Origin of the sequence: Fodinibius salinus (genome assembly GCF_008124865.1) — a bacterium.
Taxonomy (GTDB): Bacteria; Bacteroidota; Rhodothermia; order Balneolales; family Balneolaceae; genus Fodinibius; species Fodinibius salinus.
This window is the reverse complement of record NZ_VNHY01000001.1, coordinates 133143-147921: the sequence shown is the minus strand read 5'-3', so window position 1 is coordinate 147921 and position 14779 is coordinate 133143. Positions and strand designations below refer to the sequence as shown.

Annotated in this window: 15 protein-coding genes, 1 tRNA gene and 1 pseudogene; 7 read left to right on the top strand and 10 right to left on the bottom strand. The window is 43.9% G+C overall.

Annotated elements, in window-relative coordinates; genetic code table 11:
- The gene (locus LX73_RS00735; protein WP_211359333.1) at positions 1-1086 is read left to right on the top strand and encodes a hypothetical protein; all 1086 of its coding nucleotides are present in this window, start codon (positions 1-3) and stop codon (positions 1084-1086) included.
- 115 nt (positions 1087-1201) lie between these two features.
- Positions 1202-2263 (top strand): annotated as a pseudogene (locus LX73_RS13245) (recombinase family protein); the annotation flags it as partial.
- Positions 2264-2823: 560 nt separating this feature from the next.
- Here the strand turns inward: LX73_RS13245 and LX73_RS00720 are convergent.
- The 7 genes from LX73_RS00720 to ccsA form a co-directional block, all read right to left on the bottom strand.
- Positions 2824-2898 (bottom strand) — tRNA-Asn (locus LX73_RS00720).
- A 61-nt stretch (positions 2899-2959) separates the two neighbouring features.
- The gene (truA, locus tag LX73_RS00715) at positions 2960-3709 is read right to left on the bottom strand and encodes a tRNA pseudouridine(38-40) synthase TruA (RefSeq protein ID WP_148897549.1); all 750 of its coding nucleotides are present in this window, start codon (positions 3707-3709) and stop codon (positions 2960-2962) included.
- Between the two features lie 2 nt (positions 3710-3711).
- Positions 3712-4371 (bottom strand): hypothetical protein, encoded by a 660-nt coding sequence (locus tag LX73_RS00710; protein WP_148897548.1) that lies wholly within the window; start codon positions 4369-4371, stop codon positions 3712-3714.
- Positions 4372-4564: 193 nt separating this feature from the next.
- Positions 4565-7054, bottom strand: a complete 2490-nt coding sequence (locus tag LX73_RS00705) for a heme lyase CcmF/NrfE family subunit (protein WP_148897547.1) — start codon at positions 7052-7054, stop codon at positions 4565-4567.
- Between the two features lie 3 nt (positions 7055-7057).
- On the bottom strand, positions 7058-7462 hold the full coding sequence (locus LX73_RS00700) for a cytochrome c maturation protein CcmE domain-containing protein (protein ID WP_148897546.1): 405 nt from the start codon (positions 7460-7462) through the stop codon (positions 7058-7060).
- Between the two features lie 2 nt (positions 7463-7464).
- Positions 7465-7731, bottom strand: coding sequence for a hypothetical protein (locus LX73_RS00695; RefSeq protein WP_148897545.1), 267 nt, complete (start codon positions 7729-7731; stop codon positions 7465-7467).
- The gene (ccsA, locus tag LX73_RS00690; RefSeq protein ID WP_246138139.1) at positions 7728-8390 is read right to left on the bottom strand and encodes a cytochrome c biogenesis protein CcsA; all 663 of its coding nucleotides are present in this window, start codon (positions 8388-8390) and stop codon (positions 7728-7730) included. Before ccsA ends, LX73_RS00695 begins: the two co-directional genes overlap by 4 nt.
- A 162-nt stretch (positions 8391-8552) precedes the next feature.
- Between ccsA and LX73_RS00685 the strand changes: the two genes are divergently transcribed.
- Positions 8553-9080, top strand: a complete 528-nt coding sequence (locus LX73_RS00685; RefSeq protein WP_148897544.1) for a PH domain-containing protein — start codon at positions 8553-8555, stop codon at positions 9078-9080.
- 47 nt (positions 9081-9127) lie between these two features.
- On the opposite strand, the gene LX73_RS00680 is transcribed toward LX73_RS00685, so the two are convergent.
- The 3 genes from LX73_RS00680 to LX73_RS00670 form a co-directional block, all read right to left on the bottom strand.
- Positions 9128-10414 carry an MFS transporter gene (locus LX73_RS00680; RefSeq protein ID WP_148897543.1) on the bottom strand — a complete coding sequence of 429 codons (1287 nt, stop codon included), beginning with the start codon at positions 10412-10414 and terminating at the stop codon, positions 9128-9130.
- Positions 10415-10510: 96 nt separating this feature from the next.
- Positions 10511-10954 (bottom strand): dUTP diphosphatase, encoded by a 444-nt coding sequence (gene dut / locus LX73_RS00675; protein WP_148897542.1) that lies wholly within the window; start codon positions 10952-10954, stop codon positions 10511-10513.
- The gene (locus LX73_RS00670; protein ID WP_148897541.1) at positions 10951-11784 is read right to left on the bottom strand and encodes a DUF3108 domain-containing protein; all 834 of its coding nucleotides are present in this window, start codon (positions 11782-11784) and stop codon (positions 10951-10953) included. Before LX73_RS00670 ends, dut begins: the two co-directional genes overlap by 4 nt.
- A gap of 83 nt (positions 11785-11867) precedes the next feature.
- Here LX73_RS00670 and LX73_RS00665 point away from each other — a divergent pair, with 83 nt between their 5' ends.
- The 4 genes from LX73_RS00665 to murA are packed head-to-tail and all read left to right on the top strand — an operon-like array spanning position 11868 to position 14485.
- Entirely contained in the window at positions 11868-12386 is a 519-nt protein-coding gene (locus LX73_RS00665; protein WP_148897540.1) for a hypothetical protein, read from the top strand.
- A gap of 52 nt (positions 12387-12438) precedes the next feature.
- Complete coding sequence (locus tag LX73_RS00660; protein ID WP_148897539.1) at positions 12439-12708, top strand: hypothetical protein; 270 nt, start codon at positions 12439-12441, stop codon at positions 12706-12708.
- Between the two features lie 3 nt (positions 12709-12711).
- Positions 12712-13221: an acyl-CoA carboxylase biotin carboxyl carrier protein subunit gene (locus LX73_RS00655; RefSeq protein WP_148897538.1), complete on the top strand. Its 510-nt coding sequence runs from the start codon at positions 12712-12714 to the stop codon at positions 13219-13221.
- Positions 13214-14485 carry a UDP-N-acetylglucosamine 1-carboxyvinyltransferase gene (murA, locus tag LX73_RS00650; protein WP_148897537.1) on the top strand — a complete coding sequence of 424 codons (1272 nt, stop codon included), beginning with the start codon at positions 13214-13216 and terminating at the stop codon, positions 14483-14485. The genes LX73_RS00655 and murA overlap by 8 nt, the downstream gene beginning before the upstream one ends.
- Positions 14486-14779 lie beyond the last annotated feature (294 nt).

Here is a 14779-nt window from a genome sequence, read left to right as displayed (position 1 = left end):
ATGAATAAGAAATTACTCCAAAAACACATCCAGAACTACCAACAAGAGAAAGCCGATAATTCCGAGCAATTTCAAGAAGATTGGTCCGAGCGCCAAGAGCATATTGCCAAATACCAGGGGTATGATCAGGAAAAAATTCGAAGCATGGACGGAGAGGATCTGTACGAATATATCTCCCCGCTTTGGGCCATGCAGATCTGGGGCAATAAACGGTATGTCACAGATAATCTAGTAGAAGATAATGGCCTGGAATATCTCAAGGAAGAGCTGGTAGAACTGTTGTGGTCTAATAAGCCCATCGAAGGCCGCTGGGATCGATTCCGCAAGAATATTAAGGGGATGGGGCCAGCCATGATCAGTGAGATTCTTTGTAAAACCCATCCCAACAAATACATCGTCTGGAATCGCCGGGCAGAGGTAGGTCTTAATTATTTGGGTGTGGATGGCTTGCCCAAGTATGACTATCAATTAGACGGTGAGAAGTACAAAGAGCTTTGTGAGATTGAAAAAGATATTGCCCAGGAACTAAGAAAGGCAGGCTTTGAGGATGATTCTATGCTGATGGTCGATTACTTCATCTGGCATGAGCTACAGGTAGAAGAAGTGTTAGCTAATTCCGGAAAGAAATCTCAGTCAGACGCCGAAGAAGAAAGCCTGGAAGATGATGCCTCGGATTTTATCCATAATGATATTCGAGACAAAATTCGCAATATCGGTCAGTGGTTAGGCTTTAATGCAAATATTGAACGTAGAATAGCAGCCGGTTCGCAGGTAGATACCGTCTGGGAATCCACTATTGGCAATATGGGGCGCGTAATATATGTATTCGAAGTGCAGACCAAGGGAAGTATTGATAGCCTGATTGTGAACCTGTTGAAGTCGTTAAATAATCCTGCCGTTCAGGGTGTGGTGGCTGTATCTGACAGGAAACAACTGGAAAAGATCAAAGATCATGCTGAGGGTGTAACGGGTCTACGAGACAAGCTAAAGCTCTGGGATTACAAAGAAGTCTTGGATGTCCATGAAAACTTGGAGTACGTCAACGAGAGTATTAATCAGCTGGATCTGGTTCCAGACGGATTTTAAAAGTTCTCATGAATCCCCCTCTCTCCTACTGATCTGTGGGTCCACCATATCACCGTGAATTTGACCTCAAAAAATGCGTTATTAGTATTTTACAAAATCCAAAGAACGCTATCCTATGGCCAAGAAGACTAAAAAGAAAAAAGTAGCCATCTACATCCGGGTATCGACCGTTGAGCAATCAGAAAATGATTTCAGCTCGTTAGATGGTCAGGAGAGTCAATGTAAAGCATGGATCAATAACAGAAATCAGATAGAATCTAAGGATTACGAAATCCATGAAATTTACAAGGATATGAAATCGGGCAAAGATCTTAAAAGACCTGGTATCAAACGTCTGCAAAAAGATGCCAAAGACGGTGAATTTGATCTTCTGGTAGTAACCAAGTTGGACCGCGTATCTCGAAGCCTGCATGACTTCCTGAAACTTGTATCAGAACTAGATGAGCACGGCGTGAATATTGCTGTAGTTACGCAACAGATTGACACCTCAACGCCCGCTGGCAAAGCGCTTCAACGATTACTTTTAGTATTTGCTGAATTCGAAAGAGATATGAACTCCCAGCGTACCAAAGAAAAAATGTTGGAATCAGCCAAACAGGGCCGTTGGCAAGGTGGATACCCTCCCCTGGGATATGATGTAGGAGATAAAAAAGTTCTCCAGATAAATGAGAAGGAAGCAGAAGAAGTCAAAGAAGTATACAACCGCTATTTTGAACTCAAGTCTTCTACCAAGGTTGCACAATCTTTAAACAAAGATGGTTACACGACCAAAGATTGGGTCACCAGTAAGGGTGAACCTCGTGGAGGTGATAAATACGAATCAAGACAAATACTTCGAATCTTAAAGTCTCAGGTTTACTTAGGGAAAATTGAACACAATGACGATGTGTTTGAAGGCAAGCACGATCCAATTATTGAACAGGAAACGTTCGATAAGGCTCAAGAAGTATTGGAAAGTAACCGGATCAAACCTAAGAAATATGATAAGACAGATACGCCCGCCGTTTTAACAAGTGTTGCAGAATGTGGGCTTTGTGATAGTAGCCTAACAACGACGAGTACAAAAAAATCCAGCGGCAAGAAATATTACTACTACAAGTGCCTGAAAAAGAATCGCGAAGGTAATACCAAAGGCCATGCTCCAAAACCTTTGTCTGTCCCCTCTCTTGATAATTTCGTGTTCAATACCTTCAAGCTACTTTTTGAAGAGCCTGAGATTCTAAAAGCTGTAAAGAAGCGATCCAAGTTTGAAGGGGAGTCTCAAATTGAAAAATTGGAGAAGAAAATTAAGCGCCTGAATCAACAGATTAAATCGACCTCAAAAGATATTACAAAGACGAAGAAACTCTTGACCAAAGACGCCGGAGACCGTTCAGAAGAGATTCTTTTAGAACAGCTCGAAAATTTGGCACTCAAAAAAGAAGAGCACGAGGATGAGTTAGAATTTTGTACAAGCGAGAAAAAGCGACTGTCCGATCAAAAAACCATTGACACGAAATCGTACCAAAAAATTCTCAAGCATTTCATTGAGGAGTGGGAAAATGGCGATCCTGATAAGCGCGAAGATCACATTAAAGCATTAGTGCGAAGGGTTACCTCCAACGTAGATAGAGATAAGACCGGCATGATTGAAGTAGAATATATCGCTGACAAAAAGCTGGAAGCAGAGTGGCCTAAAATAGAAAAGTGCGAATCTGGTAGTGAAAAGTCACTTCCAGTTCGCACTTCGTCTTTTAATGGCTCCCCGGGTAGGATTCGAACCTACGACCGATCGGTTAACAGCCGATTGCTCTGCCGCTGAGCTACCGAGGATTATGTAATTCGCGAATCGCTTTTAACAGAAGACAAATATAACAGTTTACCCCTAGATAAGTCAAGAACTTTTTTGGTCGTTTCCATAATCGACTGCCTCTAAAATCAATCCCTTTGCAGCGGAGCCGTGCGCATTTTTATCTTTGCTTGGAGACGCAATTAAATCGGTAAAATAAGCTACTGTTTTTTTACCCTTGCCTACCTGCAGCATAGTGCCTACCAGCCGCCGAACCATATGGCGGACAAAGCGATTAGCTTCAATAACATAAGTAAGAAGTGAGCCATCTAACCTAAAACCGGATTGCAAAATTTCGCAAGTAGAATCGGGATTTTCATTATCCGGCTTGGTAAAGCTGTCAAAGTTATGCGTGCCTGTAATTACTTCAGCACACCGGCGCATGGCATCCAGGTTCAAATCCTCAAGCACCATCAGCGAAGTGGAGCGCAACAGCGGCATCGGGCGCAGTGCAATTTGGTATCGATACCGCCGCGAAAGAGCATCAAAACGAGCGTGAAAATCGGCATCTACCTCTTCTAAATCCCAAACCGCGATATCGTGCGGCAACACACCAAGCAATCCAAATAGCAACCGGTCAGCATCTAACTGTCCGGGATAATCAAAATGAGCGACCTGTCCCTCGGCATGCACTCCGCTGTCGGTGCGCCCCTGCCCTATGATATCAATAGGTGTCTGCAAAATTTGGGAGAGTGCTGATTCTATTTCTTCTTCGACGGTTACATTGTTGGGCTGCTTTTGCCATCCGCAGTAGTTGGTACCCTTAAACTCAATCAGCATTTTAAATCGCGGCATAATCAAAAACGGATTTGAAAATTAGCCATAATACCCTGGCTGTAACGATATGGCGTTACATAAACCATACTTTGGGACAGCTGATCAGCTTTTTTCTTTGCACGGTTAAATGCGCTGATACCGCTTATTACACGGTTAAGAGCCATCAGTCCTAACAAAGCCGGCAGCTGCCGATCTATCCGCTCAAAACGATTTCGCAGGCTACTATATTGAGATCGGGCTTCATCATTAGCCCACTGCCAGCGATTTGCGGGGCGATCTTTAAAAAGCTTATTCCAGTTTCGGTTGCGAGCCTGAAAATCGTTGTAAGCTCGGAGGCTATTAAAATCCCCCACCGCCAGCTGAAAACGACGACTGCGTCCCTCGATAGGAACCCCGGCATTGGTACTGCCATAAGAATACCAGTTCTGCTGCACATTGTTGGAGTGGATCCTTAATCCCAAATAACTCAATAGCAGAACTGCGTCGGCACCTAAATGAAATTTGCCCCTGCGCCAATTCGACTTATCCACATAGTGATGCCCCCAACCGGGTACGGCCATTGATTTTAGAAAGGCTACTTTAGGATCGGGTATTGCTTCTTCAGTTTCCGACATGGGTTGAGAAACCACCTTCACTGCAAATACCGATAAGAAAAGTAAAAGTGAAAGCAGTAACTTCATTACGTTTAACTAAAATTGGCAAAGGTAAATGGACTGACAAAAAATGAATCTTCCTTTTGAGAATTTTTCCATGGTCTTTTTCCAGCTCCAAATTTCAACCAGGTTATGAATATCCTGAAAGTAAGTACCACTACGCTAAAGCTTCGCGGCTCAGGTTCAGGATGACATCAGGTTGTTATGTATTCTTTAACCCTTAATATTCCTTGCGTTCTCTGTTCCAATGTCGGAAAATGGAAACGCTAAATCCAGCCATCAACAAAAATGTACCCAGCCATACTACCGAAATAAATGGTTTTTCTTCGGCCACCAGCAGCACCCATTCCTGCTGTACTTTTTCGTCAATACCGCGCACGGTAAGCTCAATCTCACCGTTGGATGGATCAATGCTCGAAAACTGTATCGTTGCATCTTTATAGCCGGGAACAGCAACCGGCGGTGCATACGTCCAGTTTTCACCGTTTTTGCTATAGACCGAGAACATCGGCTTCAGATTAACGGAATTGTCACTACCGCGCTCCCAAACCTCCAGGTTGGCGCGTACCGCTACGGCCGTACTATCCTGTAATTCGGCATCAGTGGCCTTACTGTAATCATGGAATTTCAGGTCCAGATGACCAATAGCAATGGTTTGACCCTTACCAACCGATATTTTTTGTGTCGCCACCGAATCTTCTTGTGCAGTTGAATCAGGCTTTGTTTGAGGAGCATTTTCTTTAGCCTGCTCATTTTTACGCTCTACATATGAGCTACCCGATACATACAGATAGGTATCACTGAATAATCCAGCACGTACATCCGGATCAACCGACCATTGAATATTTGATCGCGAAGAAGCAGAAAGCATAGGATATACCTGCGGATGTAATGTAAATTGCTTACCGTTACCGTCGGCGGGCTCAAACTTTATCTGATACTCTTGTTGCCCCGAACGTTCCTGGTTTTTTAGCGTATATCCCTGGTATGTTACTTTATATTTATCACCAATAATTTTGGGCTGATTAAGTTTCAGCTCCAAAAAATTAACTTTCTGTGTTTTCTTAAAACCTTGCTCGTCCGTCACTTTGCCCTGTTCAATGGCGGCGTTGTATTTTTCCATTGACTCGTCAAGCAAGTTCGTGTTATAGGCCGAAGATGCAAGAATACCAAGCAACAGAACAGCAAAGCCCACATGCGATAATGCTCCGCCTATAAGTAAGCTATTCTTCTTGATAAGACGAACCATTATTACGCCGTTGCCGATAAGCGCAAACCACGCCGTAAGCAGATACACCATATAATAAATATTTTTAACATCCCCTATGATGATTGATGCCAGTGCAACTACACAGCTTACAGCTACCGGCCAGGTAAGTTCATAAGCTAATGATTCAGCATCCTGACGTTTCCAAAAGAGGTACTGTCCCAATACAGTCAGTACAGCCGCAATCATCCCCAGTGGCATCGTCCACTCGTTATAAAAACTAACCTCCGGCGGAGTGGGATTTTCTACAAAAAGTCGGCCGATAATGGGAGAACTTGTCCCCAAGATAATTACCAGTCCCAGTAGAAACAGGACCATAGCCCCGGCAAAGGTCATAAATTCTCTGCTCAGCAGTTTCGATTCTTTTTCCTGGGAAGGTAAATCTTTGTAACGATAGAAAAACAACCCAAGTCCGATAGCCGTCACGGCTACCATGAATATTACCAGCTGATTATACAGCCCCAGGTCAACGAAGCTGTGTACCGATGCATCCGAAAGCACGCCCGAACGCGTCAAAAACGTCTCATAGACGACAGCTACATAGGCCAGTATGGCAAAGATGATTGAGGCTTTCTGGGAAGTTGAACTCTTGCGCTGGATAATCATGGTATGAATTCCCGCTGTGCCCAGCAGCCATGGTACAAAAGAGGCATTTTCTACCGGATCCCATGCCCAATAACCGCCAAATGAAAGCGTGACATATGCCCAGTATCCACCGAGAAAGATCGCCGTTAACAGTGCTACGTTTGCACCGAGCGTCCATGGCAGTGCGGGATTAACCCACTCATGATATTTCCGCTTCCAAAGGGCAGCCATGGCAAAGCAGTACGGAATTGTCATCATTGAAAATCCTACAAACAAGATGGGCGGATGAATCATCATCCAGGGACTTTTAAGCAGATCGTTCAACCCTTTACCATCTTGCGGAACAAAATCGGGATTGGATTGCAAAAAAGGTGCGTTGGGCATGGCTTCGGCCAATGACCGGAAGGGTGATGCTCCGAGCGTAAAGTCACCAAATGAGATGCCGGATACCATTGACAATAAAAACACTTGGGTAAGCGCCAGGAAAAAGAGTACAGGACCGCGATACGGCTCGTCAGTCCATTTCATAAGCCCCAGACCAAGTATGGTGGAAAATAAAACCCACAGCATAAAACTACCCTCTTGACCGCCCCAGAAGGCAGAAATCAGGTATTTGAGCTGCAGGTCGCTACTGGTATAATTGTAAACGTAATAAAAGTTGAACTGATGGGTCAGTATGATGTACAGCAAAAACCCAGAGGCTACCAACAAGAATATTCCCTGGATGCCAAACAGCCAGTTTGATACTCGAAAGTAAGTATTGCGATTATTGCGGGAATATATAAAATAACCAATGACAGCTAGAATGGTACATACAAATGATGCATTGACAAAAAGTTTACCAAACGTCTCAATCATCAATCAGGAACTTTTAGAAGTGTTGGCCTTTTCAAATTCAGCAGCGTCAGCGTTGTTATATTTCGAGGGGCACTTCATTAGCATCTCGTTGGCATAAAACACACCGTCTTCCATCTCTCCAATTACAACCAGCTTCTCTGCCTGCTCAAAATTGTTGGGTTTACTCTTAGGGTAGACCACACGCCGCGTATTACCCTCCTGATCCTTCATATAAAATGAAAACTGTTTAGATTCCATGGAAAAACCATACTGCTGAGAATCGTCCCAGGTACCCACTACATGGGCTCCTTCCATGCCAGAAGCTTGTTCAAAATTCACATAGGTGCTGATGCTGTTGCCAAAGTTGTACATCAATAGAGAGGTAAACCCGACAATAGCCACAATACCGATAATAAGTTTCGGTTTCATAACTAATCGCTTGTATTTAGCTGTTCAACTTGGTCTTCGAGCTGTTCCACTTTTTTATCCGTACGGATAATGAAAAAAAGCAATACCAACCAAATAATTAGACTTACAATTAAGACAATAAAAATAAGATCATGTGAGGCCAACGTCTGCATCAACGGACCGGCCTGTTCAAGTCCCGACGAGGATTCCCATTTGGAGGCATAAGCCTCCGATAGCGTATCGGCAGCCGCAACAGTATCTTGCTGTAGCTGTATCAAAGAAAAATTCATAGTTCTTGTTGTTCTAGTTGGTACTTAACCTTTTTATACCGGTTTAGGATATCAATCAACCAAATTGCCAGCCCAATAAATCCAATAACGGCCGGATAAAAAATGTAGCGGAGTTCCGGCGCTGTTATTTCGCTAAAGGCCGGATTGCCATCTGCCCCGGGATGCAGGCTGGGTAACTGGCGGGGGATAATATATAACAAAAACGGTATGGTTGTTGCGGCAAATACATTATAGACAGCCGCAATTTTGGCACGCTTCTCGGGATTGTCAAATGCGGTGCGCAGTACAAAATAAGCCACATAAATCATCATCCCCAGGGCTGCCAGATTCATACGAGGCTCCGAGAACGTCCACCAAGTTCCCCACGTAAACCGCGCCCATACTGAGCCGGTCAGCAGTCCACAAATTCCAAAAATTAATCCTATCTGTGTGGTCGTCTCGGCTTTGCGATCAACAGACAAATCGGGATCGTGTAAATATTTGATGCTGTAAAAAAGTCCCAGCGCAAAACAAACCGACATCGTCATCCACATAGGCACGTGCAAAAACAGATTCCGTGCTGATTCTTTAAGAATAGGAATTTCTGGAATTGGGATCAGAAATCCTGCAATAACAACTCCGGTCATCCAGAGAGCGACAATATATTTCCACGGTTTCATCTTCATCTACATGTTTACAAACTTAGCAGTGCCCAGCCGTTAAGAAGCGTGATAATATATGAAATTTGTTTGGAAAAACTTAGGGATTTCACTTTGTATTTTATCAAATTTACCTAACTTAATATACTTGTTGTACGTTCCTGATCATCAACCTTTAGTTTTATGTCTAAACAGTTTAACGACAGCACAATTACGCTTGAGCCGAGCTGGAAAAACCACATTGTTGGCTACCTGCTATCTATACTTTGTATCCCCCTTTTGGGTATTGGGTTCATTGGCCTCTACTGGGTATACATAAAACAACATACCTATTCTTATACCTTCAGCGATACGCAGCTTACCTCTCAGGGCAAGAAATACGAACGGCATATTGATCTGGTCAATATTAAGAAAATCCGGGTTGATCAAACCTTCATCCAACGAAAGATGGGCGTTGGTGACATTATACTGCAAACTTCAGCTTCTTCTGTAACATTGCAGGGACTTGAAGGTCCTGAAAAGATAAAACAACTGCTTGAAAAAGCTATTTTTGCCGAGCAACAGCGTCACAAAGAGAAAGAAGAAAGCAAACCCAAAGAACCGGAACACAATCCCGGGAGCATGGAGAAGATGAATTACCTTACCGGACTTTGGCAACAAGGACTGGTTTCTGACGAGGACTACAAAGAGGAAAAAAAGCATTTTGAATAGTCCGCCTCTAATTTAGTCATTTATAGCAGATATAAGCATAACACCAATTAAGCATGATCTACGGTTCCCGCCGTTGTTAAATCCTCTACGCCCTCTTGATAGTGATCCTCATCCTGCGTAAGCGTTTGATGCCAAAAAACTCCGGCTAAACTCAGCAGCATCGAAAATATTATCATAGTCTGCTGAATGGTGAGCCATCCATTTTCAAGAATCCATGAAGCGGCCATAACCGATATTGACTGCGCCACTGTAAACAGCAGCCACTCCGTACTAAAGATGCGCCCTCGAAAAGTATCAGGAGTGCGGCGCTGAAGAAGTACGGTACTCATCACCCAGTTGGCACCCGAGGCCGCGTGAGCAATAAATACAAACACCAGCATCACCACCAAACTCGTGGTCCATCCCACCACAGCATACATCAATCCGCCAAACATCATGCAAAACCCCATGGCACGTATCCAACCGCTCTCTTGCTTAAAAATACGTCGGCCAATAATTGGACCAATCCCCGTTCCCACACCGCGAGAGGCGTATAATAGTCCAAGCCCTACACTGCCCATAAGCAGCACCTCCTCGGATACCAGGATCAGCATATAGGTAAGGGCCCCTAAGAACATAGTAAAACAAGCTTTGGCCAACGTAGGACGCAGTACCTGTGGGTTATCTCGTAAATATTGAAATCCTTCTTTGATACCCACAAGTGGATTTCTCGTTCGGTGTAATTCTTTTTCCGACATTTTTTCCTGCGGGATAACTGCACCATAAATAAACCAGGCCGACAGTCCATACGAAAGAGCATCAATGATGAATACCAAATCAGTACCCAGCCATGCCGTAGCAAGGCCGCCAAATCCCATACCCATTGTAAAAATTATGCTCCAGCTGGCCGAAGATAGTACGTTAGCATCTACCAACTCCTCTTTGGTGGTAACGTTGGGAATGGACGAGGTCTTGGCCGGTTCAAAAACGGCAGATAACATCATCTGCAGAGCGGTAAGCACATAGGCAAGCCAAAGCGTTTCGTATGAGACTACAAGTAATAAACACGCTACCAAAAGTCCCCGAAGCAGATCGCATGCTATCATAATTCGACGGCGATCGAATCGATCCGTCAAATATCCCGCAAAGGGTGAAAAGCTTGCCAGGCTTAACATCTTGACCACGATGATTAATCCTAGCAAAAACTCAGAATCTGAATAGCGCGTGATGAGCGCATAAACTGCTAAGATGCCAAACCAGTCGCCGAAATTAGATACAATTTGGCTAAGCCACAACCGGCGGTAATCCCGATTGTTGGAAACTAAGTCAATATATGGACGTATATTCTCGAGCACTGGCGGTTTACAGACTGAATTTTTCTACGTTTCTTCTTAAGAACTGAGTTCCAATTCTCAGTTAGCAATCTTTTCGACCTAATACGTTCTAACTTTCTATTGAACTCCTGTACTGCCAAATCCGCCTTCTCCACGCTCGGTTTCGGGTAGCGTGTCCACTTCATCAATATCAGGCTGAATAACCGGAGCGATAACCATCTGCGCTATACGATCTCCATGGGTAATCTTAAACGGCTCTTCACCCAAATTTACGGCCAGTACTTTCAGCTCCCCACGGTAGTCGGCATCAATGGTACCCGGAGTGTTCAACATGGTAATACCGTTTCGATAAGCCAATCCACTTCGGGGGCGAATCTGGGCTTCATATCCCTTGGGAAGTGCCATCTTTAATCCGGTGGGTACCAATGCCCGCTTGCCCGGTGCCAGGGTCATAGGCTCGGTAAGAGCAGCGCGGAGATCCATGCCTGCGGCATATTCAGATTCGTAAGACGGCAGTGGCAAGTCCACTGCATGTGATAATTTTTTAAACGGTATATTCATTGGTTACGTCGTTCTTTTTTATAGTTAATTAGTCGCACTTTTACATTGCCCAGCCAAACTTTGACATGCGCTTCGGCCGGCACGCGCAAGTCATCCGTAACATACCAGGACTTAAATTCCCCTGTAAAGCCAAACGGGCCTTCAAAATCGGCATTTCCTTTGGTAAAATAAGTTTCAACCGGCTTTTTAAATGCTTCATATTCGCGCGTTTCCATTCTTGATGTGGCCCTGGCTGTGATATATCCTTTTTGCTGCTGGATATATACCGGCAGCTGATATTCTTCATTACGACCTGCAAACAAACGCGAATAGTAAAAAATGAGCTGCCCCGAACTAGACGGCTCCGTTACTTTAAACGTATCCACCGCGGCCCCTTTTGCCGAAGCGTAAACCTTCTCATTCTCATAGTCAAAACGATATCGTTCATCATTAAACTCTTCTTCCTCAACATTATCCCTCCAATAAAGTTTAGTATGGGGCAGGCTGTCGGTAGCTACAAACAAGGTGTTATAATGATTTTCTTCTTCCCCTATAAAAGGAATACTGGAATTAGAGGTAATAATTGTTCGCAGCCACCAAAGATGATGACCGCGGTAAGTGGTATCACGCACAATTTGCGTCTTCACCTGGCCGAGCTTAAAAAATCCGTACTTAACCTTATAGGTAAACTCCTCTTTCCACTCGAGCATCTCATCCATTGTAGGTGGACGTTCGGAGTGGTTATAGGTTAACAACAAGTCTTGCCCAGAACCTTGTTTGGTAATCCCTACGCAAAGCAGACAAAATAAAATGAGAATAGTTGATCGTTTGGCTATTGGTGAACTCTCCAAAATATGATAATTTAGTTTCAAATAAGTTCCCAAAGTTCGATATTATACTGCTTAATTTGAAATGCTATTATGCCGCTCCAGCTATGATTATCAACAAATTTGCTTTTTGGATTACTGTATTCAGTGTCTTATTGCTTATGGGATGCTCCAAAAGCAACGACCAGCGCGATTTTGAAAATCGAGCACTTACCACTCCGGATAAAATCACTAAGACCGATAGCAATGGTGAAATTGTTGGCCAAACTGATCCCGATGACTGGCGGGTGGGCCCAATGTATAATCGGCTGATTTCCATCAGCTCTGAACTGTCTGACCCTCCCCATCCTAATCCCCTGCCTTATAACAGTACTCTTAATTTACAAATAGAATTCAATGTCTCAGATCCTGTTAATGTCATCGTAATTCGAAAATTTCGTTTACCTACTGATACCCAATTTCCCCTGCTTCGACAGTTAGATCAAAGTGAACTTATTGATTTTAATTCCATTGCCCTTGAAGGGAGTAACATCGCTGAGAATACCACAAAGGAAGGTTTGTATCGCATCCTTATTTACGACGGTAAGCAAAACCTGATAAGCTACGGAGATGTTCGCATTGAATAATTGGGAAATCCCTGTCGGCCTGCTATTTTCATGATTTTTAAGATAAGCAGTTATGAGCAAGCGAAAGATATCACAAACAGAAAAGCGCGTACTGGAAAAACTTATTTTTCCGGAAAAATATCAGGATATTCTGGAAGAAACGGGACTTCTGCACGGTGAGCTGCGCGATGATCTTATCAATTTGCTTAGCTTTGGATTTATTGAAGCATACGAACGGAGCGGCAATAAAATTTCGCTCACCAGCTTTTATGATACCGATAACCTGCAAGATTTTACCTTTCAGGCTACCAGCAAAGGACTTGGAGAAATAAAATCACACTAACTTATGGAATTTGAAGCAACCTTCGATGACAAAGTAACCAAACTGGAACTGCTGGAAGACGATAATACAGCAGTATTCGGTGACCAGCACCAATCTTATCAGTTCAGCCGGCAAAAGAATGGGCGTTACCTACTACGGATGGGAACAAAACTGTACCAAATTGATAATGTATCATACGACAAGCATACGGTAACGTTTACGCTCAATGGCAACTGGCATTCAGTTACGGTACGAGATGAGCAAGACCTATTGCTTGACAGGCTAGGTTTTAAAACGGCCGGAGAAATTGGTGAAGGTGAGCTAAACGCTCCCATGCCGGGTAAGATTCTGGAAGTCTTGGTATCTGAAGGCGACGAAGTAGAACTTGGACAGCCCGTAGCCATCCTCGAAGCCATGAAAATGGAAAATGAGCTAAAAGCGCCCATCGATGGCAAAGTAGTATCTATCAACATAGCTGAAGGAGATTCATTAGAAAAAGACGCACTAATTTTAGAGATAGAAGCAAGTGGATAAATTTGTTATAGAAGGACCTACTCCCCTGCAAGGCACTATTCCAATCAGCGGATCTAAAAATGCTGCCCTGCCACTAATGGCAGCAGCTATTCTCGGCGATTCGCCGACCACCATTACAAATATTCCCAAACTGCGCGACATTTATACGTTTAATAACGTAATTCGGGTCACCGGCTGCCGCGTAGATTTTGATGAAGATGATGGGAGACTTACTATCGATCCCAAAAATCTGACGCACCTGGAAGCGCCCTACGAGCTGGTCCGTAAGATGCGCGCCTCTTTTTATATGCTGGGTGCCCTACTGGGTAAATATGGAGAAGCAAAAGTATCACTACCCGGCGGCTGTGCGTGGGGACCGCGTCCCGTTGACCTGCACCTCGACGGCATGCGCGCCATGGGTGCCGAAATCGATCTTGAAGAAGGATATGTACTGGCCAATGCTCCTGAGATGATGGAAGGCGGCCGTTTTAAGCTGGAACCCAGCAGTGTCGGTGCAACAGTGAACCTTGTGCTGGCCTCAGTACTCAGAGCAAAAGAGTTTACCATTGAAAACGCCGCCAAAGAGCCTGACGTTGTGCTGTTGTGCAAAAAACTGTCCGAAATGGGGGCCAATATCGAAGGCATCGGCACTAGCACGCTCACTATCCGTGGCGTTGACAGTCTCAAGGGAGCTCATATCCGCAATGCATCCGATCGTATTGAGACCGGTACTTTTATGATTGGTGCCGCTATGCATCCGCAATCAAATGTAACATTAGAAAATGTAGATGTTGACGACTTGGGTCATTTTCCTGAGACCTTTCGCAAGACGGGCGTCGATATGGATATCAACGGAGATTCCATTCATATTAAAGCGCCTGAAAAAATTAATCCTACCTCTATAGAAACGGCAATATATCCGGGCTTCCCTACCGATTTACAGGCCCAGTGGGCTACCATGATGACGCAAGCTGACGGTCAATCATCGGTTACTGATACAGTTTATTATGATCGATTTAGTTACGTGCCCGAAGTTGTACGGCTGGGCGCTGAAATGAATGTAAAAGAAAATACGGTACGGATTAACGGTAAAACCACGCTTAAAGGTGCTTCCGTTATGAGTACCGATCTGCGGGCCAGTGTAAGTCTGGTGCTGGCAGGCATGGTTGCCGAAGGAAAGACGGATGTACTGCGTATCTACCACCTTGATCGTGGCTATGAAGATTTGGAGCAAAAACTTACCAATGTAGGAGCTAACATCACACGGGCTACACAAGAGGAATAACAAGAAGATAAGGGGGCAGTATACATTCACGCATACATAATATCATAAGGTATACGATAAGCTGAGAAAACAACCAATTCTCCGAATAGTTTACTTAAAACCATTAATCGTATCACAGCCGGCAGATTACCGTTTACATAATAGTAAAACTACTTGTATATTTGTGTGGTATTTATTGATGATATTCAGTGTACGAAGGATTTAAAGTTTTTGTGTAGTTTTAGATGTTTTCAGCAGTATTATTTCAATTTTTTAATATTCTTTTTTAGGAACTTGGTTTTTGATCTTTAAATC

Excerpts from the sequence above, each read along its gene's own strand:
- LX73_RS00735 (WP_211359333.1), top strand. The coding sequence starts at position 1 with ATGAATAAGAAATTACTCCAAAAACACATCCAGAACTACCAACAAGAG.
- truA (WP_148897549.1), bottom strand. The coding sequence starts at position 3,709 with ATGCCGCGATTTAAAATGCTGATTGAGTTTAAGGGTACCAACTACTGC.
- LX73_RS00710 (WP_148897548.1), bottom strand. The coding sequence starts at position 4,371 with ATGAAGTTACTGCTTTCACTTTTACTTTTCTTATCGGTATTTGCAGTG.
- LX73_RS00705 (WP_148897547.1), bottom strand. The coding sequence starts at position 7,054 with ATGATTGAGACGTTTGGTAAACTTTTTGTCAATGCATCATTTGTATGT.
- LX73_RS00700 (WP_148897546.1), bottom strand. The coding sequence starts at position 7,462 with ATGAAACCGAAACTTATTATCGGTATTGTGGCTATTGTCGGGTTTACC.
- LX73_RS00695 (WP_148897545.1), bottom strand. The coding sequence starts at position 7,731 with ATGAATTTTTCTTTGATACAGCTACAGCAAGATACTGTTGCGGCTGCC.
- ccsA (WP_246138139.1), bottom strand. The coding sequence starts at position 8,390 with ATGAAACCGTGGAAATATATTGTCGCTCTCTGGATGACCGGAGTTGTT.
- LX73_RS00685 (WP_148897544.1), top strand. The coding sequence starts at position 8,553 with ATGTCTAAACAGTTTAACGACAGCACAATTACGCTTGAGCCGAGCTGG.
- dut (WP_148897542.1), bottom strand. The coding sequence starts at position 10,954 with ATGAATATACCGTTTAAAAAATTATCACATGCAGTGGACTTGCCACTG.
- LX73_RS00665 (WP_148897540.1), top strand. The coding sequence starts at position 11,868 with ATGATTATCAACAAATTTGCTTTTTGGATTACTGTATTCAGTGTCTTA.
- LX73_RS00660 (WP_148897539.1), top strand. The coding sequence starts at position 12,439 with ATGAGCAAGCGAAAGATATCACAAACAGAAAAGCGCGTACTGGAAAAA.
- LX73_RS00655 (WP_148897538.1), top strand. The coding sequence starts at position 12,712 with ATGGAATTTGAAGCAACCTTCGATGACAAAGTAACCAAACTGGAACTG.